General features: G+C 65.7%; 26 protein-coding genes and 1 pseudogene. 16 read left to right on the top strand and 11 right to left on the bottom strand.

Annotation, left to right across the window (positions count from 1 at the left end; all coding sequences use genetic code 11):
* The first annotated feature begins 191 nt into the window (after positions 1 to 191).
* From ACFIMZ_RS22595 to ACFIMZ_RS22635, 9 genes are all read left to right on the top strand, one after another.
* Positions 192 to 956, top strand: a complete 765-nt coding sequence (locus ACFIMZ_RS22595; protein ID WP_431824538.1) for an SDR family oxidoreductase — start codon at positions 192 to 194, stop codon at positions 954 to 956.
* A gap of 45 nt (positions 957 to 1,001) precedes the next feature.
* Positions 1,002 to 1,844, top strand: coding sequence for an ureidoglycolate lyase (locus ACFIMZ_RS22600; protein WP_431824539.1), 843 nt, complete (start codon positions 1,002 to 1,004; stop codon positions 1,842 to 1,844).
* Positions 1,845 to 1,873: 29 nt separating this feature from the next.
* On the top strand, positions 1,874 to 3,151 hold the full coding sequence (locus tag ACFIMZ_RS22605; RefSeq protein WP_431824540.1) for an L-fuconate dehydratase: 1,278 nt from the start codon (positions 1,874 to 1,876) through the stop codon (positions 3,149 to 3,151).
* 39 nt (positions 3,152 to 3,190) lie between these two features.
* Positions 3,191 to 3,967: an SDR family oxidoreductase gene (locus tag ACFIMZ_RS22610; protein WP_431824541.1), complete on the top strand. Its 777-nt coding sequence runs from the start codon at positions 3,191 to 3,193 to the stop codon at positions 3,965 to 3,967.
* A gap of 35 nt (positions 3,968 to 4,002) precedes the next feature.
* Positions 4,003 to 5,556 (top strand): sugar ABC transporter ATP-binding protein, encoded by a 1,554-nt coding sequence (locus ACFIMZ_RS22615; RefSeq protein ID WP_431824542.1) that lies wholly within the window; start codon positions 4,003 to 4,005, stop codon positions 5,554 to 5,556.
* A gap of 32 nt (positions 5,557 to 5,588) precedes the next feature.
* Positions 5,589 to 6,626, top strand: coding sequence for an ABC transporter permease (locus ACFIMZ_RS22620; protein WP_431824543.1), 1,038 nt, complete (start codon positions 5,589 to 5,591; stop codon positions 6,624 to 6,626).
* Between the two features lie 40 nt (positions 6,627 to 6,666).
* Positions 6,667 to 7,608 (top strand): ABC transporter substrate-binding protein, encoded by a 942-nt coding sequence (locus tag ACFIMZ_RS22625; RefSeq protein ID WP_431824544.1) that lies wholly within the window; start codon positions 6,667 to 6,669, stop codon positions 7,606 to 7,608.
* A gap of 27 nt (positions 7,609 to 7,635) precedes the next feature.
* Positions 7,636 to 8,508: an amidohydrolase family protein gene (locus ACFIMZ_RS22630; RefSeq protein ID WP_431824545.1), complete on the top strand. Its 873-nt coding sequence runs from the start codon at positions 7,636 to 7,638 to the stop codon at positions 8,506 to 8,508.
* A 98-nt stretch (positions 8,509 to 8,606) separates the two neighbouring features.
* Complete coding sequence (locus ACFIMZ_RS22635) at positions 8,607 to 9,365, top strand: FadR/GntR family transcriptional regulator (protein WP_431824546.1); 759 nt, start codon at positions 8,607 to 8,609, stop codon at positions 9,363 to 9,365.
* A gap of 27 nt (positions 9,366 to 9,392) precedes the next feature.
* Here ACFIMZ_RS22635 and ACFIMZ_RS22640 read toward each other — a convergent pair whose 3' ends face one another.
* Complete coding sequence (locus ACFIMZ_RS22640; RefSeq protein WP_431824547.1) at positions 9,393 to 10,634, bottom strand: NAD(P)/FAD-dependent oxidoreductase; 1,242 nt, start codon at positions 10,632 to 10,634, stop codon at positions 9,393 to 9,395.
* Positions 10,635 to 10,828: 194 nt separating this feature from the next.
* On the opposite strand from ACFIMZ_RS22640, the gene ACFIMZ_RS22645 reads away from it, so the two are divergent.
* Positions 10,829 to 11,380: a GNAT family N-acetyltransferase gene (locus ACFIMZ_RS22645; protein WP_431825337.1), complete on the top strand. Its 552-nt coding sequence runs from the start codon at positions 10,829 to 10,831 to the stop codon at positions 11,378 to 11,380.
* A 71-nt stretch (positions 11,381 to 11,451) separates the two neighbouring features.
* On the opposite strand, the gene ACFIMZ_RS22650 is transcribed toward ACFIMZ_RS22645, so the two are convergent.
* The 3 genes from ACFIMZ_RS22650 to ampC all read right to left on the bottom strand — a co-directional run bounded on the left by ACFIMZ_RS22650 (position 11,452) and on the right by ampC (position 14,124).
* Positions 11,452 to 11,997, bottom strand: coding sequence for a hypothetical protein (locus ACFIMZ_RS22650; RefSeq protein WP_431824548.1), 546 nt, complete (start codon positions 11,995 to 11,997; stop codon positions 11,452 to 11,454).
* Between the two features lie 74 nt (positions 11,998 to 12,071).
* Positions 12,072 to 12,785 carry a hypothetical protein gene (locus ACFIMZ_RS22655; protein ID WP_431824549.1) on the bottom strand — a complete coding sequence of 238 codons (714 nt, stop codon included), beginning with the start codon at positions 12,783 to 12,785 and terminating at the stop codon, positions 12,072 to 12,074.
* 163 nt (positions 12,786 to 12,948) lie between these two features.
* Complete coding sequence (gene ampC, locus ACFIMZ_RS22660) at positions 12,949 to 14,124, bottom strand: class C beta-lactamase (protein ID WP_431824550.1); 1,176 nt, start codon at positions 14,122 to 14,124, stop codon at positions 12,949 to 12,951.
* Positions 14,125 to 14,439: 315 nt separating this feature from the next.
* Between ampC and ACFIMZ_RS22665 the strand changes: the two are divergent.
* The 4 genes and pseudogenes from ACFIMZ_RS22665 to ACFIMZ_RS22680 all read left to right on the top strand — a co-directional run.
* A pseudogene (locus ACFIMZ_RS22665) lies at positions 14,440 to 14,676 on the top strand (YadA-like family protein); the annotation flags it as partial.
* Between the two features lie 261 nt (positions 14,677 to 14,937).
* A complete protein-coding gene (locus ACFIMZ_RS22670) occupies positions 14,938 to 15,636 on the top strand; it encodes a YfiR family protein (protein WP_431824551.1) in 699 nt (232 codons plus the stop codon).
* Positions 15,633 to 16,901: a diguanylate cyclase domain-containing protein gene (locus ACFIMZ_RS22675; protein WP_431824552.1), complete on the top strand. Its 1,269-nt coding sequence runs from the start codon at positions 15,633 to 15,635 to the stop codon at positions 16,899 to 16,901. The genes ACFIMZ_RS22670 and ACFIMZ_RS22675 overlap by 4 nt, the downstream gene beginning before the upstream one ends.
* Positions 16,902 to 16,988: 87 nt before the next feature.
* The gene (locus ACFIMZ_RS22680) at positions 16,989 to 17,498 is read left to right on the top strand and encodes an OmpA family protein (protein WP_431825338.1); all 510 of its coding nucleotides are present in this window, start codon (positions 16,989 to 16,991) and stop codon (positions 17,496 to 17,498) included.
* Between the two features lie 234 nt (positions 17,499 to 17,732).
* On the opposite strand, the gene ACFIMZ_RS22685 is transcribed toward ACFIMZ_RS22680, so the two are convergent.
* Together ACFIMZ_RS22685 and ACFIMZ_RS22690 are read right to left on the bottom strand one after the other, a co-directional pair.
* A complete protein-coding gene (locus ACFIMZ_RS22685; protein WP_431824553.1) occupies positions 17,733 to 18,881 on the bottom strand; it encodes an alkene reductase in 1,149 nt (382 codons plus the stop codon).
* A 3-nt stretch (positions 18,882 to 18,884) separates the two neighbouring features.
* Positions 18,885 to 20,213 (bottom strand): SGNH/GDSL hydrolase family protein, encoded by a 1,329-nt coding sequence (locus ACFIMZ_RS22690; RefSeq protein WP_431825339.1) that lies wholly within the window; start codon positions 20,211 to 20,213, stop codon positions 18,885 to 18,887.
* A gap of 111 nt (positions 20,214 to 20,324) precedes the next feature.
* Between ACFIMZ_RS22690 and ACFIMZ_RS22695 the strand changes: the two genes are divergently transcribed.
* Positions 20,325 to 21,236 carry a LysR family transcriptional regulator gene (locus ACFIMZ_RS22695; RefSeq protein ID WP_431824554.1) on the top strand — a complete coding sequence of 304 codons (912 nt, stop codon included), beginning with the start codon at positions 20,325 to 20,327 and terminating at the stop codon, positions 21,234 to 21,236.
* Between the two features lie 282 nt (positions 21,237 to 21,518).
* On the opposite strand, the gene ACFIMZ_RS22700 is transcribed toward ACFIMZ_RS22695, so the two are convergent.
* From ACFIMZ_RS22700 to ACFIMZ_RS22720, 5 genes are all read right to left on the bottom strand, one after another.
* Positions 21,519 to 21,704 (bottom strand): DUF3303 domain-containing protein, encoded by a 186-nt coding sequence (locus ACFIMZ_RS22700; RefSeq protein ID WP_431825340.1) that lies wholly within the window; start codon positions 21,702 to 21,704, stop codon positions 21,519 to 21,521.
* Between the two features lie 18 nt (positions 21,705 to 21,722).
* Positions 21,723 to 22,349, bottom strand: a complete 627-nt coding sequence (locus tag ACFIMZ_RS22705) for a hypothetical protein (RefSeq protein WP_431824555.1) — start codon at positions 22,347 to 22,349, stop codon at positions 21,723 to 21,725.
* Positions 22,350 to 22,628: 279 nt separating this feature from the next.
* Positions 22,629 to 23,234 carry a hypothetical protein gene (locus tag ACFIMZ_RS22710; RefSeq protein WP_431824556.1) on the bottom strand — a complete coding sequence of 202 codons (606 nt, stop codon included), beginning with the start codon at positions 23,232 to 23,234 and terminating at the stop codon, positions 22,629 to 22,631.
* Positions 23,235 to 23,363: 129 nt separating this feature from the next.
* The gene (locus ACFIMZ_RS22715; protein ID WP_431824557.1) at positions 23,364 to 23,957 is read right to left on the bottom strand and encodes a hypothetical protein; all 594 of its coding nucleotides are present in this window, start codon (positions 23,955 to 23,957) and stop codon (positions 23,364 to 23,366) included.
* A complete protein-coding gene (locus ACFIMZ_RS22720; RefSeq protein WP_431824558.1) occupies positions 23,957 to 24,562 on the bottom strand; it encodes a hypothetical protein in 606 nt (201 codons plus the stop codon). Before ACFIMZ_RS22720 ends, ACFIMZ_RS22715 begins: the two co-directional genes overlap by 1 nt.
* Positions 24,563 to 25,424: 862 nt before the next feature.
* On the opposite strand from ACFIMZ_RS22720, the gene ACFIMZ_RS22725 reads away from it, so the two are divergent.
* The gene (locus ACFIMZ_RS22725) at positions 25,425 to 26,546 is read left to right on the top strand and encodes a branched-chain amino acid ABC transporter substrate-binding protein (RefSeq protein WP_010089871.1); all 1,122 of its coding nucleotides are present in this window, start codon (positions 25,425 to 25,427) and stop codon (positions 26,544 to 26,546) included.
* Positions 26,547 to 26,587 lie beyond the last annotated feature (41 nt).

The raw sequence follows: 26,587 nt of genomic DNA on the forward strand, positions 1-26,587 counted from the left end.
CGCGGCGGGCCGCTGCGAATATAGGCGAATTCCCGCCGAAATCCGACCGAAATCCCCATTTCCGTCCCCGGGAAAACACTGAATCCCATTGCCGTGACAAATCGCCGATCGCTTCCTATGATTGGTTGGACCTTTAGTCCTTTGTGCCAATCAGCCGGCCATGATGCCGGCCCCCATCGGGAGAGGTGCTCATGAGATTGCAGGGCAAGCGTGCGCTCGTCACGGCGGCGGGGCAGGGCATCGGCCGCGCAACCGCGCTGCGGTTTGCGCGCGAGGGCGCCGACGTGCTGGCGACGGATATCGACGAAGCGTCGCTGGCGCGGCTCGCGGCCGACGCGCAACGCGGGGGCGGCGCGCTGTCGACGCGGCGGCTCGACGTGACGAGCGTGCGCGACGTGGCCGGGCTGGCGGCGGCGCAAGCCCCGTTCGACGTGCTGTTCAACTGCGCCGGCTACGTGCACCACGGCACGATCCTCGACTGCGACGAAGACGCGTGGGCCTTCTCGTGGAACCTGAACGTGACGTCGATGTACCGGCTGATCCGCGCGCTGCTGCCCGCGATGGTCGCCGCGGGCGGCGCGTCGATCGTCAACATGGCGTCCGCCGCGTCGAGCGTGAAGGGCGTGCCGAACCGCTTCGTGTACGGCGCGACCAAGGCCGCGGTGATCGGCCTGACGAAGTCCGTCGCCGCGGATTTCGTCGAGCAGCGCATTCGCTGCAACGCGATCTGCCCCGGCACGATCGAGTCGCCGTCGCTGGAGGCGCGGATCGCGGAACAGGCGCGCGTGCGCCAGGTTTCGGAGGGCGTGGTGCGCGAGGCGTTCATCGCGCGCCAGCCGATGGGGCGCATCGGCCGCGCCGACGAAGTCGCGGCGCTCGCGCTGTACCTGGCGTCCGACGAATCGTCGTTCACGACCGGCGCGATCCATCTGATCGACGGCGGCTGGTCAAACTGACCGCGCGGCGCGTCCTCACCGTTCACCTTCTTCTTTCCCGACGACATGAAACTGCTGCGATACGGCGCGAAACATCATGAAAAGCCCGGCCTGCTCGACGCGCAGGGCCGCCTGCGCGACCTGTCCGGCGTGGTCGACGACATCGCCGGCGATGTGCTGACGCCCGCGTCGCTCGCGCGCGTCGCCGGCATCGACCCGGCGACGCTGCCGCTCGTCGGCGGCGTGCCGCGGCTCGGCGCGTGCGTCGGCCGGGTCGGCAAGTTCATCTGCATCGGGCTCAACTATTCCGATCACGCGGCCGAATCCGGGATGGAGGTGCCGAAGGAGCCGGTCGTGTTCGGCAAGTGGACGAGCGCGATCGCGGGGCCGAACGACGACGTCGAGATTCCGCGCGGTTCGGAGAAGACCGACTGGGAAGTCGAGCTCGGCGTCGTGATCGGCCGGGGCGGCCGCTATATCGACGAGGCCGACGCGCTGTCGCACGTCGCCGGCTACTGCGTCGTGAACGACGTGTCGGAGCGTGAATTCCAGCTCGAACGCGGCGGCACCTGGGACAAGGGCAAGGGCAGCGACACGTTCGGCCCGCTCGGGCCGTGGCTCGTGACGGCCGACGAGGTGCCCGACCCTCACGCGCTGCGGCTGTGGCTCGACGTCGACGGCCGGCGCTACCAGGACGGCTCGACCGCGACGATGATCTTCCGCGTGCCGTTCCTCGTCAGCTACCTGAGCCGCTTCATGAGCCTGCAGCCGGGCGACGTGATCTCGACCGGCACGCCGCCGGGCGTCGGGCTCGGGCAGAAGCCGCCCGTCTACCTGCGTGCGGGCCAGGTGATGACGCTCGGCATCGACGGGCTCGGCGAGCAGCGCCAGCGCACCGTGCGCGCCTGAAGCCGGACCCTTTTATCGGATCGTTCGCCATGCCTATCATTCGATCGATGCGCGTCATCGACGTGCGCTTTCCGACCTCGCGCGCGCTCGACGGCTCCGACGCGATGAACCCGGACCCCGATTACTCGGCCGCCTACGTGGTGCTCGAGACCGATCGCCCGGGCCTCGAAGGGCACGGGCTCACGTTCACGATCGGGCGCGGCAACGAGATCTGCTGCGCGGCGATCGACGCGATGCGCCATCTCGTCGTCGGTCTCGACCTCGATTGGATTCGCGAGGACATGGGGCGGTTCTGGCGGCGCATGACATCGGACAGCCAGCTGCGCTGGATCGGGCCGGACAAGGGCGCGATCCATCTCGCGACCGGCGCGGTCGTCAACGCGGTGTGGGACCTGTGGGCGAAGGACGAAGGCAAGCCGCTGTGGCGGCTCGTCGCCGACCTGTCGCCGGAGGCGCTCGTGCGCGCGATCGATTTCCGCTACCTGCGCGACTGCCTCACCGAGGACGAGGCGCTCGCGATCCTGCGGCGGCAGGCTCCGTCCAGGGGCGAGCGCATCGCCACGCTGGAGCGGGAGGGGTACCCTTGCTACACGACGTCCGCGGGCTGGCTCGGCTACGCCGACGACAAGCTGCGCCGCCTGTGCCGCGAAGCGGTCGACGCCGGATTCGACCACGTGAAGCTGAAGGTCGGCGCGAACCTCGAGGACGACATCCGCCGCGTGACGATCGCGCGCGACGTGATCGGCCCCGACCGCAAGCTGATGATCGACGCGAACCAGGTATGGGAAGTCGACGAGGCGATCGACTGGGTGCATGAGCTCGCGTTCGCGCGGCCGTGGTTCATCGAGGAGCCGACGAGCCCCGACGACGTCGAAGGGCATCGCAGGATTCGCGAGGCGATCGCGCCGGTGCAGGTCGCGACCGGCGAGATGTGCCAGAACCGCGTGATGTTCAAGCAGTTCATCGCGCGCGGCGCGATCGACGTCGTGCAGATCGACGCGTGCCGGCTGGGCGGCGTCAACGAGATTCTCGCGGTGATGCTGATGGCCGCGAAATACGGGCTGCCGGTCTGCCCGCACGCGGGCGGCGTCGGGTTGTGCGAGTACGTGCAGCACCTGTCGATGATCGATTACGTGTGCATCTCCGGCACGAAGGAGGGGCGCGTGACCGAGTACGTCGATCATCTGCACGAGCATTTCGTCACGCCGTGCGTGGTGCGCGGCGCGGCCTACCTGCCGCCGACGGCGCCGGGCTTCTCGATCGAGATGAAGCGCGAATCGCTGGAGCAGTATCGCTTCCGGGGCTGACGCGGCACGCGACGACAACAGGAACGACGGAGACGCAACGTGGAATTGAACCTGCAGCACAAGGTCGTGATCGTGACCGGCGGCGCGTCGGGCATCGGCGCCGCGATTTCGATGCGGCTCGCCGACGAGGGCGCGATTCCGGTGGTGTTCGCGCGCCACGCGCCGGACGACGCGTTCTGGCGCGACCTGCAGCAGCGGCAGCCGCGCGCGGCATTCTTCGAAGTCGAACTGCAGGACGACGCGCGCTGCCGCGACGCGGTCGCGCAGACCGTCGCGCAGTTCGGCCGGATCGACGGCCTCGTCAACAACGCGGGCGTGAACGACGGCGTCGGCCTCGACGCAGGCCGCGACGCGTTCGTCGCGTCGCTCGAACGCAACCTGATCCACTACTACGTGATGGCGCATTACTGCGTGCCGCACCTGAAGGCGATGCGCGGCGCGATCGTCAACGTGTCGTCGAAGACGGCCGTCACCGGGCAGGGCGACACGAGCGGCTATTGCGCGGCGAAGGGCGCGCAGCTTGCGCTGACGCGCGAATGGGCGGCGTCGCTGCGCGACGACGGCGTGCGCGTCAACGCGGTGGTGCCCGCCGAAGTGATGACGCCGCTCTACCGGAGCTGGATCGCCGGGTTCGACGATCCCGACGCGAAGCTGGCCGGGATCGCCGCCAGGATTCCGCTCGGCCGGCGCTTCACGACCGCCGACGAGATCGCCGACACGGCGGTGTTCCTGCTGTCGGAGCGCGCGTCGCACACGACCGGGCAATGGCTGTTCGTCGACGGCGGCTATACGCACCTCGACCGCGCGCTCGGCTGAACGGCGCGAACGTGGCCCGCACCCAGGACGCCGACATGCAACCCGACCCGCCCCCGCCCCTGCAGCCGCCGCACGCGCGCGTGCCGCTGATCGCGCTGCGCGGCATCAGCAAGCGCTTCCCCGGCGTGCAGGCGCTCGACGACTGCCGCTTCGACCTGCAGGCGGGCGAAGTGCACGCGCTGATGGGCGAGAACGGCGCGGGCAAGTCGACGCTGATGAAGATCCTCGCGGGGGTATACGAGAAGGACGGCGGCGAGCTCCTGCTGGACGGCCGCGCGGTCGAGATCGCCGAGCCGCGCGCCGCGCAGGCGCTCGGCATCGGCATCATCCATCAGGAACTGAACCTGATGAACCACCTGAGCGTCGCGCAGAACATCTTCATCGGACGCGAGCCGCGCGGCCGGTTCGGCGCGTTCATCGACGAGGAGCGGCTGAACCGCGACGCCGCCGCGATCTTCGCGCGGATGCGGCTCGATCTCGACCCGCGCACGCCGGTCGGCCGGCTGACGGTCGCGCGCCAGCAGATGGTCGAGATCGCGAAGGCGCTGTCGTTCGACTCGCGCGTGCTGATCATGGACGAGCCGACCGCCGCGCTGAACGACGCGGAGATCGCCGAACTGTTCCGGATCATCCGCGACCTGCGCGCGCACGGCGTGGGCATCGTCTATATCTCGCACCGGATGGACGAGCTGCGCCGGATCGCCGACCGCGTGACCGTGATGCGCGACGGCAAGACCGTCGCGACCGTGCCGATGGCGGGCACGTCGATGGACGCGATCATTGCGATGATGGTCGGCCGGCAGCTCGACACGCAGGTCCGCACGCCGCCCGACACGTCGGCCAACGATGTCGTGCTGGACGTGCGCGGCCTGTCGCGCGGCCGCGCGATACGCGACGTCGGCTTCACGCTGCGGCGCGGCGAGATCCTCGGGTTCGCGGGCCTGATGGGCGCCGGCCGCACCGAGGTCGCGCGCGCGATCTTCGGCGCCGATCCCGTCGATGCGGGCGAGATTCGCGTGCACGGCGCGCAGGCGACGATCCGCACGCCGGCCGACGCGGTTGCGCATGGCATCGGCTATCTGTCGGAAGACCGCAAGCAGTTCGGGCTCGCGGTCGGCATGGACGTGCAGAACAACATCGCGCTGTCGAGCCTGCGCCGCTTCGTGCGCCGCGGCGTGTTCCTCGACGCGCGTGCGATGCGCGACGCCGCGCATGCGTACGTGCGGCAGCTCGCGATTCGCACGCCGTCGGTCGCGCAGCCGGCACGGCTGTTGTCGGGCGGCAACCAGCAGAAGATCGTGATCGCGAAATGGCTGCTGCGCGACTGCGACATCCTGTTCTTCGACGAGCCGACGCGCGGCATCGACGTCGGCGCGAAGAGCGAGATCTACAGGCTGCTCGATGCGCTGGCGGCCGACGGCAAGGCGATCGTGATGATCTCGTCCGAGCTGCCCGAAGTGCTGCGCATGAGCCACCGCATCCTCGTCATGTGCGAAGGCCGCGTCACCGGCGAGCTGAGCGCGGCCGAGGCCACCCAGGAAAAGATCATGCAGCTCGCCACGCAGCGCGACTCGACCGTCAGCCCGTGAGTCCGTCGCTGACCGATGACCCTATCCAACCCATGTCCAACGATATGCATCCCGTTCCGCCGATGACCTCCCGCGACACGCCGGCCGGCGCGTCCGGCTTGCGCGCCCGCTTCTTCAATCCGGCCGCGCGCCAGCGGCTGCTGGCGTTCGCCAGCCTGCTGCTGCTGATCGTGTTCTTCAGCGTCGCATCGCCGAACTTTCTCGAAGTCGACAACCTCGTCACGATCCTGCAGGCGACCGCCGTCAACGGCGTGCTGGCGGTCGCGTGCACCTACGTGATCATCACGTCGGGCATCGACCTGTCGGTCGGCACGCTGATGACGTTCTGCGCGGTGATGGCCGGCGTCGTGCTCACTTATTGGGGCATGCCGCTGCCGGTCGGGATCGTCGCCGCGCTCGGCTTCGGCGCGTTGTCCGGCTGCGTGTCGGGCATCGTGATCGCGAAGATGAAGGTGCCGCCGTTCATCGCGACGCTCGGCATGATGATGCTGCTGAAGGGGCTGTCGCTGGTGATATCCGGCACGCGCCCGATCTACTTCAACGACACGCCGGGCTTCACGTCGATCGCGCAGGATTCGCTGATCGGCAGCCTGATCCCGGCGCTGCCGATCCCGAACGCAGTGCTGATCCTGTTCCTGGTCGCGATCGGCGCGTCGATCGTGCTGAACAAGACGATCTTCGGCCGCTATGCGTTCGCGCTAGGCAGCAACGAGGAGGCGCTGCGGTTGTCGGGCGTGAAGGTGGACGCGTGGAAGATCGGCGTCTATACGTTCAGCGGCTCGGTGTGCGGGATCGCCGGCCTCCTGATCGCATCGCGCCTGAACTCCGCGCAGCCCGCGCTCGGCCAGGGCTACGAGCTCGACGCGATCGCGGCGGTCGTGATCGGCGGCACGTCGCTGTCGGGCGGCGCGGGCAGCATTCTCGGCACCATCATCGGCGCGTTCATCATGAGCGTGCTGACCAACGGCCTGCGCATCATGTCGGTCGCGCAGGAATGGCAGACGGTCGTGACCGGCGTGATCATCATCCTGGCCGTCTACCTCGACATCCTGCGCCGGCGGCGCCGTTGACCCGACGCGCAATACACGCAATACGACAAGGAGACGCGAAGTGATCAGGAACCCGCTGTTGAACGCGATCGTCGGCGTGACGTTCGCCGTCGGCCTCACGGCCGCCGCGCACGCGCAGGAAGCCTACATCCCGCTGATCTCGAAGGGCTTCCAGCACCAGTTCTGGCAGGCCGTGAAAGCGGGCGCGGTGCAGGCGGCGAAGGACTATCACGTGAAGGTGACGTTCGAGGGCCCCGAGACCGAGGCGATGGTCGACAAGCAAATCGACATGCTGTCGGCCGCGATCGCGAAGAAGCCGGCCGCGCTCGGCTTCGCGGCGCTTGACAGCAAGGCCGCGCTGCCGCTGCTGAAGAAGGCGCAGGCCGGGAAGATTCCGGTGGTCGCGTTCGACTCCGGCGTCGACAGCGACATTCCGGTGACCACCGCGGCCACCAACAACAAGGCCGCCGCGTCGCTCGCGGCGGACAAGCTGGCCGAGCTGACCGGCAAGGAAGGCGAGGTCGCGGTCGTCGCGCACGACCAGACGAGCCGCACCGGCATCGATCGGCGCGACGGCTTTGTCGAGCGGATGAAGTCCGCCTATCCGAAGATCCGGGTCGTGACCGTGCAGTACGGCGAAGGCGACCAGCTCAAGTCGACCGAAGTGACGAAGTCGATCCTGCAGGCGTATCCGAAGCTCAAGGGGATCTTCGGCACCAACGAAGGATCGGCGATCGGCGTCGTCAACGGCGTGCGGGAGATGAAGCGCAAGGTCGTGATCGTCGGCTACGACTCCGGCAAGCAGCAGAAGGACGCGATCCGCAGCGGGCTGATGGCCGGCGCGATCACGCAGAACCCGGTCGGCATCGGCTACAGGACCGTCGAGGCGGCCGTGAAGGCGACCAAGGGCGAGAAGCTGCCGAAGATCATCGATACCGGCTTCTATTGGTACGACAAGACCAATATCGACGATCCGAAGGTGGCGGCGGCGCTGTACGACTGAGCCGGCCCGATGCACGCCGACATTCCCATGACCGACTTGCGCATCGATGCTCATCAGCACTTCTGGCGTTATCGCGCGGAAGACTACCCGTGGATCGGCGAGGGGATGCACGTGCTCGCCCGCGATCGCCTGCCGGACGAGCTGCATCCGCTGCTGCGCGCGCATGCGCTGGACCGGTCGATCGCGGTGCAGGCGCGCGCCGGACGCGAGGAGACCGCGTTCCTGCTCGGCCTCGCGCGCGGCGACGCGCGCATCGCGGGCGTCGTCGGCTGGGAGGATATCGGTTCCCCGCAGCTCGCGGACCGCGTGGCCGAGTGGGGGCGAGACAAGCTGCTCGGTTTTCGCCATCAGGTCCAGGATGAGGGCGACGTCGCCGCGTTCGTCTCCCGGCCCGCGTTCGAGCGCGGCATCGCGTGGCTGCAGGCGCGGCGCTACGTGTACGACGTGCTGGTGTTTCAGCGCCAGTTGCCGGACGTGCGCGAATTCTGCGCACGCCATGATGCGCACTGGCTCGTGCTCGACCATCTCGGCAAGCCCGCGCTCGCCGAATCCGGCCGCGACGAAACGGCCTTCCCGCGCTGGCGCGACGCATTGCGCGCGCTGGGCGCGCTGCCGCACGTCGCGTGCAAGCTGTCCGGGCTCGTGACGGAAGCGGACTGGGCGCAGGGCCTGCGGCCGCAGGACTTCAGCCAGATCGAGCGTTGCCTGGACGCCGCGCTGGAGGTGTTCGGTCCGCAGCGCCTGATGTTCGGTTCCGATTGGCCGGTGTGCCTGCTGGCTGCTTCATATGACCAGGTCGTCGCGCTGGTCGAGCGATGGGCGGCGACGCGCTTGTCGGAGCCCGAGCGGCGCGCGGTGTGGGGCGGCACGGCGGCGCGTTGCTACGGGGTGGCGGCGTGACGCGCGGCCTCGATGCCGGCATATAGAATTACGATAACGTTTGCGGCTCGGGAATGTGTCCCCGCCGCCCCACCAAAACCGACGACCCGCTTCAGCGTATGTCCATCCAGCCGATTCAGAACCGCCGCCTCTACCAGCAGATCGCCGACCGTCTGAGCTCGATGATCGCGTCCGGCGATTTTCCGCCGGGCAGCTATCTGCCGCCCGAGCGCGAGCTGGCCGAGCAGTTCGGCGTGTCGCGCACGTCGGTGCGCGAGGCGCTGATCGCGCTCGAGGTGAGCGGGCTCGTCAGCGTGCGCGTCGGCGACGGCGTGAAGGTCCGCCATCCCGAAGCGGCCGCGCTGCCGCCCGAACGAAGCGCGCAGCCCGGCGCGCTCGCGGTGATCGAGATCGACCCCGAGCTCGGCATCGCGCTCGATCTCGATACGGAAATCCCGCCGTTCGCGTTGCTGCAGGCGCGCCGGCTGATCGAGCCGGAGGCCGCGGCGCTGGCCGCGACGCATGGGTCGGACGCGCAGATCGCCGGCATCCACGAGGCCTTCCTGCGCAATGAGGAAGACAACCGCAGCGGCTCGCGCACGCATCCCGGCGATCGCCTGTTCCATATCCGGATCGCCGAAGCGAGCGACAACCCGGCCTATGCGCTGATGATCAAGCAACTGCTCGCGCACAAGTACGATCCGATGTTCCAGCGGCTGCAGTCGCTCTATATGCCGAGCGACATGCCGCACCGCTCGGAGCTCGAGCACCGCGCGATTCTCGATGCGATTCGCGCGCGCGACGCGGACGCCGCGCGGCGCGCGATGGCCGAGCATCTGGACTCGGTGATTCGCATCTTCGGGCGCGCCTGCGATTGAGCCTGACGCGGCGCCGCCGCGCGGCGTTCAGAAGCGGTCGGCGCGATACGGCGACGGGTCGGTAAAGGGCGTTTCGCCGGTCATCATTTCCGCAAGCAGGCGGCCCGTGACGGGGCCGAGCGTCAGCCCGTGATGGTTGTGCCCGAACGCGAACCACAGCCCGCGATGCGCGGGCGCGGGGCCGATCACCGGCCGCATGTCCGGCGTGCACGGCCGGAAGCCGAGCCACGGCTGCGGATCGAGCCGCTCGCCGAAGCCGAACAGCGGGCGCGCGAGCCGTTCCGCGCGGTCGAGCTGCACGCCGGTCGGCGGCACGCGGCGGCGCGCGATCTCGACGCCGGTCGTCAGGCGCAGCCCGCGCTGCATCGGTGCGATCACGTAGCCGTATTCGCGATCGACGATCGGCGCGGACGGCACGCCGCGCGCCGACGGCGCGTAGTGCATGTGATAGCCGCGCTTCTCGCGCAGCGGAATCCGATAGCCGAATTTCCCGAACACGGTGTCCGACCACGGGCCGAGCGCGACGACCACCGCCGGCGCCGCCGCCGCGCCGTCGCGTGTCGCGACCTGCCAGCCGGGCGACAGCGCGTCGAGGCTCGTGGCGTCGCCGTGCAGCAGCGTGCCGCCGTTTTGCTCGAAGAGCCGCGCATACGCTTTGACGAGGCCGGCGGGATCGACGACGCTTTTCGGATCGAGCCAGTGCAGTGCGCCGCAGAAGCCCGGCGCCAGGCTCGGTTCCTGTGCGAGCAGCGCCGCCGCGTCGAGCGGCGTCACGCCGAGCCCGTGGCGGCGCGCGGTGAGCTGCGCTTCGGCGATGCCGCGCTGGAACGCGGCGGGCGAGCGGAACGCTTCCAGCCAGCCGCTCGCGCGCACCAGCGCGTGGGCGCCCGCGCGCGCGATCAACGCGTCGTGCTCGACGAGGCAGCGCTCGATCAGCGGCAGCATGTCGCGCGCGGCCGCCGCGTGGCGTTGCGGCGCGGATTCCCACCAGAAGCGCGCGAGCCATGGCGCGAACGCGGGCAGCGACGCGCCGTGCCAGTAGAGGTCGGTCGAGCGGTTCAACGCGTAGCGCAGCAGCGTGAACGGGCTGCGCGGGAACGGGTAGGGCTCGACGGACGAGCGCTCGATCAGCCCCGCATTGCCGAAGCTCGTGCCTTCGCCCGGCGCGCCGCGATCGACGAGGGCGACCTTGCGGCCGCGGTCCTGGAGATGAAGGGCGGCGGAGACGCCGACGATGCCTGCGCCTAGAACGATGACGTCGAAATCCATCGATGTTTGCTGAAGCGAGTGATCTGGAGACGGGGCGCGGTCGAAGCGCCCGTGTGGGGATCAAGCATACCCGGGACCGGAGCAGACGGCCAAGTGTGTTCGAAAGCGGATGCCGACACTGCTTCTTCATACAGTTGTTGGCAGGCGACCCCCATGTTCTAATGGGCCGCCATTTTTCATGCCTGCCCGCCGCCATGCCATTGTTCGAGCCCGTCACGCTGACTACCGCCCGCCTGAACCTGCGCCCGCTTCAGGAAGATGACGTACACGCGCTGTTCGCGATCTGGTCGGATGCGGAGGCGATGCGCTATTTCTCGTTTCCGGCGATGACGAGCCTGGATCAGGCAACGGAGCGCGTTGCCCGCAAGGTGTCGACGGCCGCCAGCGGCCAGGACCTCATTTGTGCAATCGAATTGCGGGTAACCGGTGAAGTGCTCGGCGAATGCGCGCTATTCAATCTGCACGAATCCTGTCGGCGGGCGGAGATCGGCTTTAGCCTGAAACGCACGCATTGGGGCAGCGGATATACGAGTGAAGCGGCTGCCGCGCTGGTCGGGCACGCGTTCGGCACGCTGGATCTGCGCCGGATCGAGGCGGACATCGACCCGCGCAATGCAGCGTCGGCGCGCGTGCTCGAACGGCTCGGATTTGTTCGGGAGGGGCTGCTGCGGGAGCGCTGGATGGTTGGGGACGAGGTGTCGGATAGTGCGTTGTATGGGTTGCTCAAGCGGGAGCGGCGGGCTTAGATAGACCGAGCCTGCTGCCGGGAGGGAGCGCAGTGTATCGCCGAGCGCGGCTTCAACCGGGATCGTTGCGGTCAGCGCATATGCGATGCGCCGGTCGCGTAGTCAAACCGATAGACATCGTGATTGAAATCGGTAACCTCGATACAGTCAGGCAGCAAGCGAACGGATTCGGTGAAGATGTCTGCACCGGATGCCGACCACATGACATTACCCTGCAGCGACAGGCGCGCAATCGCGAGTTCCCCGTGCGAGATCAGGGCCGCCCGGTCGCTTTCCCAATAAATGCCGAAGCAAGTCGCGATATCGACGCGGGTCGACCAGACCAGCGGGTGCGCTGAACTCAGCGACAGGCAGGCGACATGATTGCCTATCGCCAGGTACAGCTTGTCGTTGATTGCGACAGCCGAATGCGCATATACCGTTGAGCATCCGCCGCTGGCCCCCACGACCGCAACGCGACACCCATTCAGCTCGATTCCGTGAACGGAAGATGGGTAGTCGTTCCCAAGACGCAATTCGAGCGGATAGGCGCGAATATTGTCTTGCGATCCGAATGTATAAGTCGGCTCATTCACGATCGTGACTACGCCAAATTGTGTGTCGAGTTGCACGTGCATTTTCAGGGTGTCCGGTTAGTGGCGAGGCGACAGTTTGTACGGCCAGTGCAGGAAGTGGCTCCGCCCGCGCCGCATCACGACTTGCTGTAGTAGACCTTGACCGCGTATCGATAATCCCGCCCCTGCGCCGCGCACCATTCGGGAAACGAGCCGACCGGATTCCGTGGCCACGCTTGCCAGTCCGCCACGAGTCGGTCGAAATGATCGACTTCCGACGCGAGGCGAGCGAACGCCGCGGCATCCGGCGCATCGGCGATGAGTTTCCTGGCGCGATCCAGTTCAGCAAGCGCGTGATCGACGCTGCCGATGAAGTACGACTCGTCGAGGTGATGGGTCGAAAAGTCGACGGAGTCGAGTGCGTGCCCGATCAGGATCTTCCGGACAGGCGTGTCGTCGGGGCACATCGCGAGCGCGGCGGCCAGCAACCCGTCGTCGCGCTTGAGGATGCCAAGCCACCGGACCGGCAGGTTCGCGTCCGGTTTCTCGTGCATCCACGTCTGCAACGTCGGCAGCAGGAATCGGGCCGTCAGCGGTTGAGCGAGGAACTGATGGGCTTCCGACGTCCGCGCATTGGCCTCGAGGATGTCGACGGCGGCACGCCGGGCCGTCGTGCTGTCAAACGAGCGCGTAGCGTCGAGAAAGCGATCGAGCGCGGTGAATGCGTGACGACGCAGCCCTTGCTCGCGGAAGCGGCAATAGTCCGCGAGCGGCTTCAGCTCGGGGCGGGCATCGAACGCTTCCGCCAGCTTCAGGAGCCCTTCGAAATTGTGCTGGTTCCAGTAGTACACGGCGGCAAACGTCGAGAAGAAACGGGCCAGTATATTCGGGTCTGCAACTGCCGGGGATGAGCAGCGGATGTTGCACGACGACCGCGACGCGCTGCTCGTGCTCGGGCGGGCGGCGGCCGAAGCTGTTGCCGCCGCCCGCCTCGGGGCGGTTCGGGGTGCGCGGTTATCGACCGTCAAGGCCGAGCGACGTCAGGATCCGGTACGCGGCCGTGACCCGTTCCTCGTTCGGGTAGTGCCGGTTGGCCAGGATGACGATGCCCATGTGCCGGGCAGGAACGAAAGCCACGTATGCGCCAAACCCGTCGGTCGAACCGGTCTTGTTGATCCAGACCTGCTCCTGAGGCGCTTGAGGGGGCTTGATCTCGTCGACCGGCATCGCATTGAGTGCCATCGATAGAGAATTGCCTTCGGTTAGCGTCTTCAATGCGACCGGATACGGATACTGCTCCCAGATCAGGTCCTGGGTCATCGGACCTGCGTTGAAGTAGCCGGTGTGCGTGTCGGTGATGGCCTGCTGAAGCGGGTTGTCCAGCTTGACTTCGCCCATGTTGGCTTGCACGAAACGAAGCAGGTCGGCGGCGGTCGTCTTGATCCCGTAGGTTTTCGCAGACAGCACGTCGGCGACCATCCTGGTCGGCGCGCCGTCCTTTGTATAGCCTTGTGCGTAATCGGCCATGCGCGACCGCGGCACCTCGACGTAGCTGCTTTTCATCCCCAGCGGCGATAGCAGATGACGGGACAACGGCACGGCGAAGTCCTGCTGCCCCATGCTGGTTGCCGTAATCAGGCCAAGCGTCCCGATGCTCACATTGGAATAGGTTCGATAGGTGCCCGGCGAGTAGGTGGGGTGCCAGTCCTTGAGATACCGTATCAACTGATCTCCGTTCCGGATGTTGTCCGGAACCTGCAAAGGCATTCCGCCAGGTGTGTGGGTGCCGAGTTCAACGAGGGTGACGTTGCCGAACGGGCTGCCTTGCAGGTTCGGCAGGTACTTTTCAGTCTTCTCCGACATCGAAAGATGGCCGGTGACTTGCGCCCAGGATGCAAGCGTTGCAGTGAACGTCTTGCTGACGGAACCGATCTCGAACAGCGTATCGCGCGTGACGGGCTGCCGGGATTGCCGCGATGCGACGCCGTAGTTGAATACATACGTCTGCCCGTCTGCAACGATTCCTACCGCCATCCCCGGGATGCCGTATTTCGCCATGATCGGCAAGACAACGCTATCCGATACGCTCTTGACGGCGTCCTGCCGATCATTGGCCGCGTAGCCGATGGTTGCCGTTGCACACGTGGATAATAATGCGGCCGCCATGATGCACTTGATCCCGTGCTTCATATTTTTTCGATTCCTTTAGATTGCTGCCAAGTTGGAAATTGGGCGACGGCTTGCTCCGGGTTTTCCAGCGCGCGTCAAATTCGCGATGCCATATGGAAAATCCGGAAAGCCGTCATCTTGCTCCCTGCTGATGCCGATCGCTGATTCAACAAGCTCCTGACGCATGCTGAGGATGGTGATTGTTATGTGGGGAGGGCGCGACGACAAGCGAGGATATTTTGTTGGAGATAAAAGAAATTCTTGCTCGTGCGCGCTGTGAAAAACATCGCACGGACCTGTCCGAATGAAGGGGACTTCCCCGTCCCGAGGGGCGCGGAACGCCAGATTACCAACGTCGCCGCGGACCGCATCTCGCCCACCAGCACGGACGCGATCAATGTCAACCAGCTGAACGCGATGCAGTCGACGCTGTCGACGGCGCTGTCGGGCCAGCAGGCGATGGCGATCAACATGCAGGCACGGATCAGCGATAACCTGAAGGCGTCGATCAACGGCGGCCTCAGCGGCGGCCAGAAGGTGATCGGCGCAGGCATGCTGTACCAGTGGAAGTAATCGCGTCACGGGCGTCCAATCCGCTGAACAATTCGCCAACGTCGCGACTGGATCGACGGCGGGTTCGGCATTCGCCTGTATAAATCGCGCACCGCACTCGTTCAGCGTGCATTCCGACGTTTTTGGCGGGTGTTCCTCACTGGTCGTCCGCGCGACTTTGTACCAATATGAAGCAATCGTGCGCGTGAAACGGTATCTGCACGCGCAGGGCGGAGGGGGCAGGAGACGTCGCCGGGAGCGACGCCAGCGGATGTTTCGATCATGGATGCGACAGTGTGCGTGGCGGCTGCCAGTCTTGCGACTGCAACGACGCCAACCGGCGCGGCGGCGAGTGCCGCGCGGACGATGTCCGGCCGGCCCGGCCGGGCCGCTTCGCTGCGCCATGCATTGCTCACGGTGGCTTGCGTGCTGGGCGCGGCGCCCGCCGTACTCGCCGGGGCGCCAGCCAGCGCGGACGATCCGGCCGACACCGTGCGCATCGTCGCCACCGCGAGCCGTGCCGATCCCGCCATTTCGCCACTCGACGCCGCCGTACGTCAGGTCGTGCTGGGCATCATCAGCTTCACGCGCTGGCCGACAACGCCCGTCAGCCTGCATCTGTGCGTGACGGGCCGGCCCGACCACGCGCGCGGCCTGATCGACACGCTGCAGGCCGGCTCGACGCAACTCGACGTGCAGCGCGTTCGCTTCGACGATGCCTCGCTCGGCATGGCCTGCGACGTCGTCTATCTCGGCACCCTGACCGGCGACGAGCGGACGAGGGTGAGCGCCGCGGTGGCCGGCCATCCGGTCCTGACGATTTCGGAACACGATCCGACCTGCACCGCGGGCAGCATGTTCTGTCTCAACGTCGACGGCGAACGCGTCACGTTCGACGTCAATCTCGACGCCGTGGCGCGCAGCGGCGTACGCGTTCACCCGAATGTGCTCAATCTTGCGCGGCGGCCGGTGACGCCATGACACGGCCCGCGCTCCCCGCTTCCCCTTCGCGCATGTCGCGCCCGACGCTGCAAAGCGTGTTGCGCCGCGCGCACCTGCGCCTGGCGTTCGTTGCCGTCGCAATGGCCGCCGTGTCGTTGATCGTGGTCGCCGTGATCGCATTGCGTGCCTATGCCGGCAACAATCTGAACCTGCTGGCCCGCTCGCTCGGCTATACGGTGGAGGCGGCGCTTGTGTTCGGCGACCGTGTCGCGGCGGCCGAGGCGATCGCGCTGATCGCCAGCGACGAGGACGTGGCGCAGGTGGTGGTCACGGATGGCAAGGGCCAGCCGTTCGCGACGTGGCAGTTGCCCGCCGGCAGCGAATTCGCCCGGCTCGAGCGAGGCGTCGCCGACCTTGCGCTGCCCGGGCCGGTGACCATTCCGGTCGTGCACGACGGCATCGTCGTCGGTCATGTCGTCGTGCGCGGGCGAGGGCACCAGTTCTTCGGTTTCCTGCTCGGCGGGGTAGGCGGCATTCTCGGCTGCCTGGTCGTCAGCGTGTTCGGCGCTTATGTCAGTTCAAAGCGCCTGCTGCGCAGCATCGTTTCGCCATTGCGCGCGCTGGCCGGCGTCGCTCACTCCGTGCGACGCGAGCGTGCGTTCGAGCAGCGGGTCGAGCCCGTGGCGATCGCCGAACTGAACCAGCTCGGCGACGACTTCAATGCGTTGCTCGACGAGTTGGAAGACTGGCAGAACACCCTGCGCGACGAAAACGCGTCGCTCGAACACAAGGCAACGCACGATGCCCTCACGGGCCTGCCCAACCGAGAGCAGTTCGAGTCGCGTCTCGCGCTCGCCCTCCGCGAGGCCAGGGTGACGGGCCAGCGGGTTGCCGTCCTGTATCTCGACTGCGACCGCTTCAAGGAGATCAACGACGGCTTCGGCCACGAAGCCGGCGACGTGGTGCTGATCGGCATCGCGACGCGGCTGCGCGCGCAGTTGCGCGAGGCCGATGTGGTCGCTCGCCTGGGCGGGGACGAATTCGCCGTGATGCTGGCGCCCGTACGCGAAGCGGACAGTGTCGGCCGGATCGCCGACGAGATCCTGTCCGGCATGGTGCCGCCGATCGTGTTGGCCGGTGGCCGCGCGGTGCCCACCATGATGAGTATCGGCGTTGCGCTGTATCCCGATCACGCGTCGGACGCGAGCGGCTTGCTGCGCGCGGCGGATGCCGCGATGTACCGGGCCAAGCGCACGCGGCCGGGGTCGTGGCAGTTGGCCGAAGGGGTCGCCGGGCCGGCTTGAGGGTTATCGCCTCGCGCAGTGGGCGGGGTTGTCGCAGCGGTTTGAAGTCGTGCGTGCATGGCTGGCGCGTTTTAAGGGGATGCGATGATGGAAAACCCGTTTCCTGTGAGCATTGGGCGGATGTGCATGGGCGGCGCGCTGCTGCTGTGCGTGCTGCTCGGCGGCTGCAAGACGCCGCCGCTTTATCGCGGGCTGACGCAGACGCAGGTCACGGCGCTCAAGTCGGCCGGGTTCCAGGAGACCGAGCAAGGCTTCGAGTTCGGCTCGACCGGACCGATCCTGTTCGATTTCGACCGGTACAACCTCAAGCCCGACATTCGCCGCATCGTCAAGCGGATTGGGCGCACGCTCAATTCGGTGGGGATTAATGGCGTGCGCGTTTATGGGTACTCGGATGAGGAGGGGGCGGATGTGTATGACCTGGAGTTGTCCAGGCGTCGTGCCGAAATCGTGGCGATCGAACTCGCCGACGTCGGGCTGGATGCGACGCGCATTGCGATCGTGGGGAGAGGGAAGCGCGAACCCGTCGGGGATAACCGGACGCCGGCGGGCAGGGCGCAGAATCGAAGGGCGGCGATCGTGGTTTCGCCGAGGTGAGGGAACGGCGGTTTTTTTTCTACGGCCAGTTGGTATGTCTTCCATCGCCGTCACGCAACACCTGAGCGTTTGCTCAGCACAAGCAGCAGACCTTCAAATATATGGCGTGCGGAACGGGCCATCATCCAAAACGGCCTTTCGCCGTTGGTGAGAGGTTGCCGCGAACGGTTGCTTGTGGCCCTTCGTTGGCGCGACGCATGGCGCTGACGGCGAGTCAGCGATGAATGCCTTCTCTCAACGCGGTCGTGTTGGTGACTGCATTTCCTCGCTCGTCGCGTTGTCGTGCGACGAGCGAGGGTAGGTAGTGTAGCCTGCGGCCGCTCCTCCAAAGAAGTACCGCGAGTCAGGCGCAGCGAGTGCACAGCCGTTGAGCAGGCGAGCAGGTAGATCAGGGTTGGCGACGAACGGCCGACCAAAGCCAATCAGGTCGGCCCAGCCATTGCGTAGCGCAGCCTCTGCGCGCTCCAGGGTGTACTTCCCTGCATAGATCAGCGTGCCGTCGTAGATCAGCCGTAGCGCTTCCTTGAAGGCTGCGGGCATGTCCGGGGCATCTTCCCAATCGGCTTCGGCGATGTGGAGATACGCCACGCCAATGTCGTCGAGTATCTTTGCCGCCCCCAGGTAAGTGGCTTGCGGCGTGTCATCTACGGCGCCTTGCAGCGTGGTTAGCGGTGCCAGCCGCACACCAACGCGCTCACTCCCAACCACCGCGACTACCGCTTCAGTGACTTCTTGCAGGAAACGCAACCGGTTGGGCAACGAGCCACCATAGCCATCGGTGCGCGTATTGGCCCGAGAGTCGATGAACTGGTTGATGAGATAGCCGTTGGCACCATGCAGTTCCACGCCATCGAAGCCAGCTTCCAGCGCGTTGCTTGCAGCAATGGCGAAATCCTCCACCACGTGGGCGATTCCCGCTTCGGAGAGGGCGCGCGGCGCCGAGTGCTGCACCATCTCTCCCACGCCCGATTGCGGCCCCTTTTCATCGGGGTCGATGAACACCTTGACGCCATCGGCCACCAGCGGCGAGGACGACACCGGCGCAGCACCACTGGGTTGCAGCGAAACGTGCGAAACGCGCCCGACATGCCAAAGCTGCGCGAAGATGCGCCCTCCAGCAGCATGTACGGCGCTGGTAACGCCATGCCAGCCAGCCACTTGCTCTGGCGTGTGAATGCCTGGCGTCCAGGCGTAGCCTTGGCCCTGCTGGCTGATTTGCGTGCCCTCACTGACAATCAAGCCAGCCGAAGCGCGCTGGGCGTAATACTCGGCCATCAGCGCAGTAGGCACATTGCCCGCACCCGCACGCGAGCGGGTCATCGGTGGCATGACGATGCGATTTGGCAGTTCGAGGTTTCCCAGGCGATAGGGGGTGAACAGCATGATTCAACGCTCCTGTGAAGTCGTGGATGAAGTGTCGCCCAGCGTGGCACCGAGTCCCGGTAGCACCGCTTCGAGATCGACGACTTCGGCCATCGCGTGGTTGCCTTCGTCACCCGGGTGCAAATGGTCGCCAGAGTCGTAACGCGCAGCGATCCGAGTTGGATGGGTGGGATCACCTAGGGCCGCCTCGAAGTCAATGACCGCATCGAATACGCCGCTGTGGCGAATCCAGTCATTCACCTGCTGGCGCAGGGTGTCCTTGTCGGGCTGGTAGTAGTTGTCCAGCGGCGTGCCGGGCAAAGCGCCCTCGAACGGCGTCAGCGTGGCGCCGATCACGCGCACCCCCCTCGCATGGGCCTGTTCGGCCAGTTGGCGATAGCCTGCCGTCAGGGTGTCCAGCGAGGGGCGCCGTGCATCCCGAGCGAACGCAGTACCAGGCCAAGCAATATCGTTGATGCCCAGCATCACGATGACGCTGCACACGCCCGGTTGCGCCAGCACGTCTCGATCCAACCGCGCCAGCGCGTTGACGCCCATGCCATCGGACAGCAGGCGCGCACCGGAGATGCCGGCATTGACGACTGCAACGCCGTGCGGGGCCAGTCGGGCAGCCAGAAAGTCCGGCCAGCGGCTGTCTGTGTCGAGGCTGGCTGTCGCGCCATCGGTGATGGAGTCACCGATCACCACGACCGCCCGTGCGGTTTGTTCGGTTTCGACCTGAATTCCCGTCAGCAGTGGTCGGGCCGTTGTGCTCTGTATGGCGCCATCTGCCTTCGTCAATGTCAGGGCCGAACTCTGATCGCCAGGCACGATCCAGCCTGTCTGCCGGCCGTCCCAATGGAACGTGCTCATCGGGGTTGCCTTCGGCAAATAAATGCTTACCGCCACCTGTGCACGTGCAGATACTGGCAAGGCCACAGGGTCGCTGACCAATGACGCGCCGGGAAGGATGCTCGCCATTTCTCGGCCACCGAATGTCACTGTACGCAGGCTGCCGGCAACCACCTCACCGTCCTGCTTGGGTCGTGCGACCGTAGCCTTGCCTACGGTCAGCGGCTGGTTGCCGTAGGTATTGGACAACACGATGCGCAGGCGTTGGCCGCCCAAGCTGATGCGCGCTGCCTGGCGCACGGTCTGATCGTCCAATGCCGGCGGGACGTTAGCGGGAAACAGGAAGTCCGGTCCCCAGACCGGCTGCGGACTGGCTTGCCAAGTCGCCACCCAGGCTGGTGCGGCCGCCATTGCAGGCGCGACAGTCATCGCGCTGCCAGTCGCCAGTGCCAGGGTCAGCACAGCCGAAGCACGAGAAGGTGATTTCGTGGATCCTTTCATGTCAGTGAATTCATGGGCCATTGATGCGGTAATAATGAATTCAAAGACCCAATCAGAGTAGACTGGCCGCAGGAACAGCATTTGTGAATTGAGTTCACTGAGGAGACGGTCGTGGCCCGTTTGGAAGTCAACCGATCTGGCGAATTGGAAGTGTTCGTGCGCGTCATCGAACTGGGCGGCTTCTCCGCCGCCGCCCGTGACTGTGGCATGACGCCCTCGGCTGTCAGCAAACTGGTCGCACGCTTGGAGCAACGCTTGCGTACGCGCTTGGTGAATCGCTCCACCCGGCAGCTCCAACTCACCCCCGAAGGCTGCGCGTTCTACGAACGCGGTATGCGCATCCTGGCCGACCTGGAAGAAGCCGAACGATGTGCTAGCGAACACACCGCTCCTCGCGGTCGCCTGCGCGTGAATGCCAACGTACCCTTCGGACACCACTTCTTGCTGCCGCTGGCGCCAGAATTCCTGGAACGTTATCCCGACGTGACGCTGGACATCGTGCTGACCGATGAGGTCATCGACATCCTGGAGCAACGTACCGACGTGGCCGTGCGCGCCGGCCCGCTGAAAAGCTCGAACTTAGTGGCGCGCAAGCTGGGCGGAACGCGCATGGTGATCGTCGGCGCACCAAGCTACCTGACTCGCCACGGCACGCCCGCTACACCGGAAGAACTGCTTGCGCACAATCGCCTGGGGGCCAACTACGTGCGAGCGCAGCCCGGCTGGCCGCTGCGGTATGCGGATGAAAACGTCGTGCTCCCGGTGACGGGCAATGCGCAAGCTAGCGATGGCGAAGCGTTGCGCCATTTGGTTTTATCGGGGTTGGGGCTGGCACGTCTGGCTGCCTTTCAGGTACGCGACGACATTGCCGCCGGCCGACTGCTGCCCGTGCTTGAAGGCTGCAATCCGGGCGACGTTGAGGATGTCCACGCTGTCTATGTTGGTCAGGGCGGCTACCTTCCCCTGCGTGTGCGTGCGTTACTGGATTTTCTAGCGGAGAGGGTGGATATCGGCCCAACCTAGACGCGCCCTAAACCTTCCGCCACGTTGTCTCTATCGGTCGCGCCTGCCACACAAACTCCGCAACGCACATGACGAGTGGCTGATGCACGATCGATAGCCGTCCTTAACGTCGAGCAAGGTGACGGGCTGCGGTTACGGTCTCCAGGAGGTGCTGAAACTGGCCATTCACACAAGTAACTTCCTGCGCATCCGAACGATCACCAAGGCCGAGCAACAGTCACATCCTTGTTGGACGTGCTCATGCAGTGAGTCCGGTTCAAGTGAACTGTTTCGAATATTCCGTCAGCTTCTTGACGTCATCCATCTCGGGCAGGTCGAAGCCGCTGCTCGGGTCCATCGGCCCAGCAGCGTGACGCCCGAAGGCGGGAGTCCGCCGGTGAGCCTGAACCGGTCGATGGCTTCCGCCCTGGATTGCGTGTCAGGGGCCCAAGTAGCGTCCGGATCGGCCGCGCGCGAAGGCGGTGCGATCGCTCGCCGCGCGAGTCGTCACCACCGGAGATCGCACGACGATCGCGAGGCCCCCGCACCACCCGTCGCCATGCAACGCGTGCCGGCGCCGTTGTCGTAGAACGTGCGCGTCTCAGGTTGCGGCACCGACGGGTCGTATGGATTCGGCACGCCGGGCAGCCCGTGCGCGCGGCCGTACGGACGCATCGGCATGCGCGGGTTCGGCGGCGGGAACGCCTGCGTCGCGCGCAGACCGGTGCCATACGGCGTCCCGTTGGCCTTCAGATACGCATCCCAATTGAGCGTGCGCCGTTCATACTCCGGCACGCGGCGGCCGAGACCCGCGCCGGGTGTGACGCGGTTCGCGGGCCAGTGCGAATCGCCAGCGCGCTTGTCCTGCGCACCGGGCACGAGGCGGCCGCCGGACATCCGAAGCTCGCGGGTATCGTTCGTCTCGAACGGGCCGCGCGTCGTGGACGCGGTGTAGCGCCCGGCACGCGCGTCGCGCGGGATGCGCACGCCGTTCGTCGCACGCCGCTCGGCACGAAACACGTTTGTGCCGGCCACGTCCCGGTTGGGGATGTCCTGGCTCCACGCGCAGGCAGTCATGGTGAAAAGCGCACCGGCGAGCGCGGCGGCGGGAACGAAGCGAAAGGCGTGATTCATAGGCGATGCAAGGCAAGCGATATGCGTTGAAAGAAACGGGCAGATCGCTGGCTGGCGGCGGGCGCGCATCGCGGCGGAAGCTGGCTGGACTGCGGAATCGGCTCCCATTATTTCATAAAAATAACAGTGAGCTTTCTAATCAACGCTTTCGGTTGAAATGTGCGCAAGCGTGCTCTTTTAAATCCGATTCTCCGCTATCGCGACTGCGCCCCGATTTCGCTTGCGTGCTTTTCCCTGGCTGGTCGGCATTTTTTCCGCGCAATGCAGCCGAGAGCAATTTCAACCGTGTTGGTCGCTGTCAGCGCATAAGCGACGCTCCGGTCGCGTAGTCAAACCGATAAATATCGTGTTGAAATCGATAGCCTCGATACAGTCAGGCAGCAAGCGGAGGCGTTCGGTGAAGATGTCTGCACCGGATGCCGACCACATGAGAACGAGGATTGCGTCGGCGGCGCGATACGGCTGCCCCTCGAGCTTGACCGCGCCGTTTTCGAAGAGGGCGTTGGGCATGCCTTGCTGCGAGAGATCCGTTTCGCTGACCACGAAGCCTTCCGATCGCAGCCCCGCCTCGATCGCGTCGACAAAGCGACGATTGAAATGCGTATCGCCAAGCTTCGTCGACACCAGTTCATCAAACGTGACGGACCGCTTGTCCGTGGAGGCATTGACGCCACCTGAAATTGCCCGGCCGATCGCGGCGGCGATGAGGCCGCCGCCAGGAATGACGATCGGTCCGCTGCTCGACGCGGCGGTGTAGTGCTGGCGCGGTACCGCAACTGCGATGGTCTTGATTGCGCCAAGTTTTTCGGAATCGAATTCCGCCTGCGGGATCGCGCACGCAGACAGCAACAATGCTGCGGCGACAGCCATCCATGCTTGTTTCAAGTTCTCTGGAATCTTTTTTCGTGTTTGAATCGCGCCGCGATCACGTTCGTGTCAGGCGGCGCGACGGGATGCCTGCCGGCCTGACAGCGGAATGTTCGACACGTATCGATGGAATGCGCGTCGAGCCGCTTAACCCGGTGTCCTGTTCGCCATGCGCCGGCCTGCGGCGGCGAATTCAGGGTCGTCGAACAACTGGCGCAGCAGGCTCTGGAAGATGGCGGACGCCTGGTCGAGCCCGTCCGCCGCGGCGAGCACGCCGATGAAATGCGTGTCCCACTGCGCATTCGCGCGCAATGCCTTGTTGTAGACGATCGATTGATCGCGCCGGATGACGAACCGTCCGCCCAGTTCCGCCTGACCGTCGGATACCCGGACGTCCGTCAACGTCGCTTCCAGCGTGGCCGATGCGTTTGCGTCGTAGTGTCCGGCCGTCGTCAGCTCGGTACGGATGGCCTCGTTCAGATAGTCCGACCACGAACCGTTGCCGGGCGCGGCGTAACGCATCGACCGGACCTGGGTCTGTATGCCGGCCGGGTCGGGGCCGGTCGTCACGCGAAAACGTGCGTCCTGCGGCAGCCGGGCCAGCGTCATCTGGTTGGCGACGCTCGCCTGATAATGCGGCACCGGCTGCGTGACGCAGCCGCCCAAGGCCAGCGTGACGGCCAGAACCGCCGGTGCGGCGAGCGTGCCGACGATGCGCCGGCATGCAATCCGGACCGGCATTACTGCGCGAGATCCGACGATTGATCGATTTCCTCGAGGCTCTTCGCGACGATCTGCCGGATCATCGTGCTCGATGCATCCTGCAGGGTCATCGACTTCAGCCCCTCAGGCCCGGACGCATTGCCGATCGTCGTGTGGATCGCATGCTTGACGACCTTGGTCACGGCGTCGTGCCCGGGCGCAACGTAGGTGGCCGTGCAGACGTAGCCGTCGGTGACCATCGTGCCGACGAGGCCGAGCGTGAGGCCGGTGCCGAACCCCTTGGCGGCCGCGTTCTCGGTCTGCGGCAGGTTGTTGATCGTGATGGACAGCTTGCGGCCGGACGCGACCGGCTCATACGACACCTGGCTGAACAGGCCCGATTGCGACACCTGTTCGTACACGCGCGGCTTGAAGGCTTCGGTGGCGCGTGCATTGGGAACGCCCTTGGTCTGGAGCTCGACCAGCAGCTGGACGGGTTGCGGGCTGGCCGGCTTCTTCAGGTCGGCGTAGTGCGGCTCCCCGAGCGACGAATCCACGTAGGAATGCATCGACATGCAGGCGGACAGCGACAGCGCAAGGCAGAACGTGCCGGCAAGGGTCGCCAGGCGTTTGGTATTGAACATGAAGGTCTCGTGTTTCTATTGTTGTCAGCGAGCAAGCTCGCACCCCGGAATGTGCCGATCGAACAGGGGCGCGCCGATGCAAGAATCGAACGCGCCACGGGATCGCGTCTCGTAGTTAACGGTGGGCGCCGTGGGTTCTTTAGGGGACGGAGACGGCATGCCGATCGAGGCTGCGCCGCGTGCGTCGGGAGCCGGCCGGACCGCGGTTTCATATCATTTCGGTTAAATAGCAATGAGCTTTCCAATCAATGTCTTCGGTTAGCAAATTGAATGATTGGCCGTCCGGCCCCGATTCCCCGAAATAGTGCGTCACACGTCCGCCGCTCGGGCGTCCTGTCCGCCCGATATCACCCTTTAAATCACGTCCTCGCGCGGTCGACCCCTCCGGATTCCCGAACGCCTTGTCTCGCCCCGCAGGACGGCGAAATTCCGTCCGCCGTCGCAACCGGATTGCACTCCACGCAAGCGTGCCCTTTTAAATCCGGTTGCTCCGCCGTCGCCACCACGCCCCGATTCCGCCTACGTGTTTTCCCTTGGTTGGTCGGCATTTTTGACAGACGAAAGAAAAACGCCCATATAATTTCGACTGCCTTGCCAACGGCTGTCGGACCATCCATCCGGCGAGCGCTTTGGCAAGCGGGGCAGGCGAAACGCTTGCGCAATGCAAGACGCATCACGTTGTCTTTCCGAACCAGACATCCCCTTTCGGGGATGGTAAGAGCCGGGCCCCGCACGAGTTTCATTCCACCGCAGGTCCGTCTCCGCGTCTCGGGCGTGTCCCATGTCCTCGCCCCGGGTGCTGTTCGATTGCGCAAGTCATGCCGCCTTTGCCCGTATGACTAACAACATCGAGGAGCTCCTAATGACGCTGTCCCGTCTTACGTCCATCTCCGTTGCCGCCGTGCTGTTCGCCGCCGGCGCCGCCGCCGCGCAAGCGGAAACCGTGAAGATCGCCATCGCCGGGCCGATGAGCGGTTCGGTCGCCCAGTACGGCGACATGGTGAAGGCCGGCGCACTGACCGCGATCGAGCAGATCAACGCGGCGGGCGGCGCGGGCGGCAACAAGTTCGAAGTGGTGATGATGGACGACGCGTGCGAGCCGAAGCAGGCCGTCGCCGTCGCCAACAAGATCGTCAGCCAGAAGATCAAGTACGTGATCGGCCACGTGTGCTCGGGTTCGACGATTCCCGCGTCCGACATCTACGAGAACGAAGGCATCGTGATGGTCACGCCGTCGGCCACCGCGCCGCAGCTCACCGAAGGCAAGAAGCGTCACTTCATCTTCCGCACGATCGGCCGCGATGACCAGCAAGGCCCGGCGGCGGCGAAGTACATCATCACGCAAGTGAAGCCGAAGAAGGTCGCGGTGCTGCACGACAAGCAGTCGTACGGCCAGGGCATCGCGTCGTCCGTGAAGAAGGACCTCGAAGCCGCGAAGATCCCGGTCGTGCTGTTCGAAGGCATCAACGCCGGCGATTCGGACTACTCGGCGATCATCACGAAGCTGAAGTCGCAAGGCGTCGACTTCGTCTACTTCGGCGGCTACCACCCGGAAATGGGCCTGCTGATGCGCCAGGCGCGCGAGCAGGGCGTGAAGGCCACCTTCATGGGGCCTGAGGGCGTCGGCAACAAGGACGTGACGGCGATCGCCGGCCCGTCGTCGGAAGGCATGCTCGTCACGCTGCCGGCCGATTTCACGGCCGACCCGGCCAACGCATCGCTCGTGAAGGCGTTCGCCGACAAGAAGCGCGACGCGAACGGTCCGTTCCAGATGCCGGCATACGCGGCGGTGAAGATCATCGCCGACGGGATCGCGGGCGCGAAGTCGACCGACCCGACGAAGGTCGCCGCCTACCTGCACAAGACGACGTTCGACACGCCGATCGGCAAGGTCGCGTACGACGCGCAGGGTGACCTGAAGGCGTTCAAGTTCGTCGTCTACACGTGGCACAAGGACGCGACCAAGACGGTCGCCGCCAACTAAACGGAGTACCCGCCCGCGCACCCGCCCCGCTCGAAACCCGA

The organism is Burkholderia sp. F1, assembly GCF_050813845.1.
GTDB classification, from domain to species: domain Bacteria; phylum Pseudomonadota; class Gammaproteobacteria; order Burkholderiales; family Burkholderiaceae; genus Burkholderia; species Burkholderia ubonensis.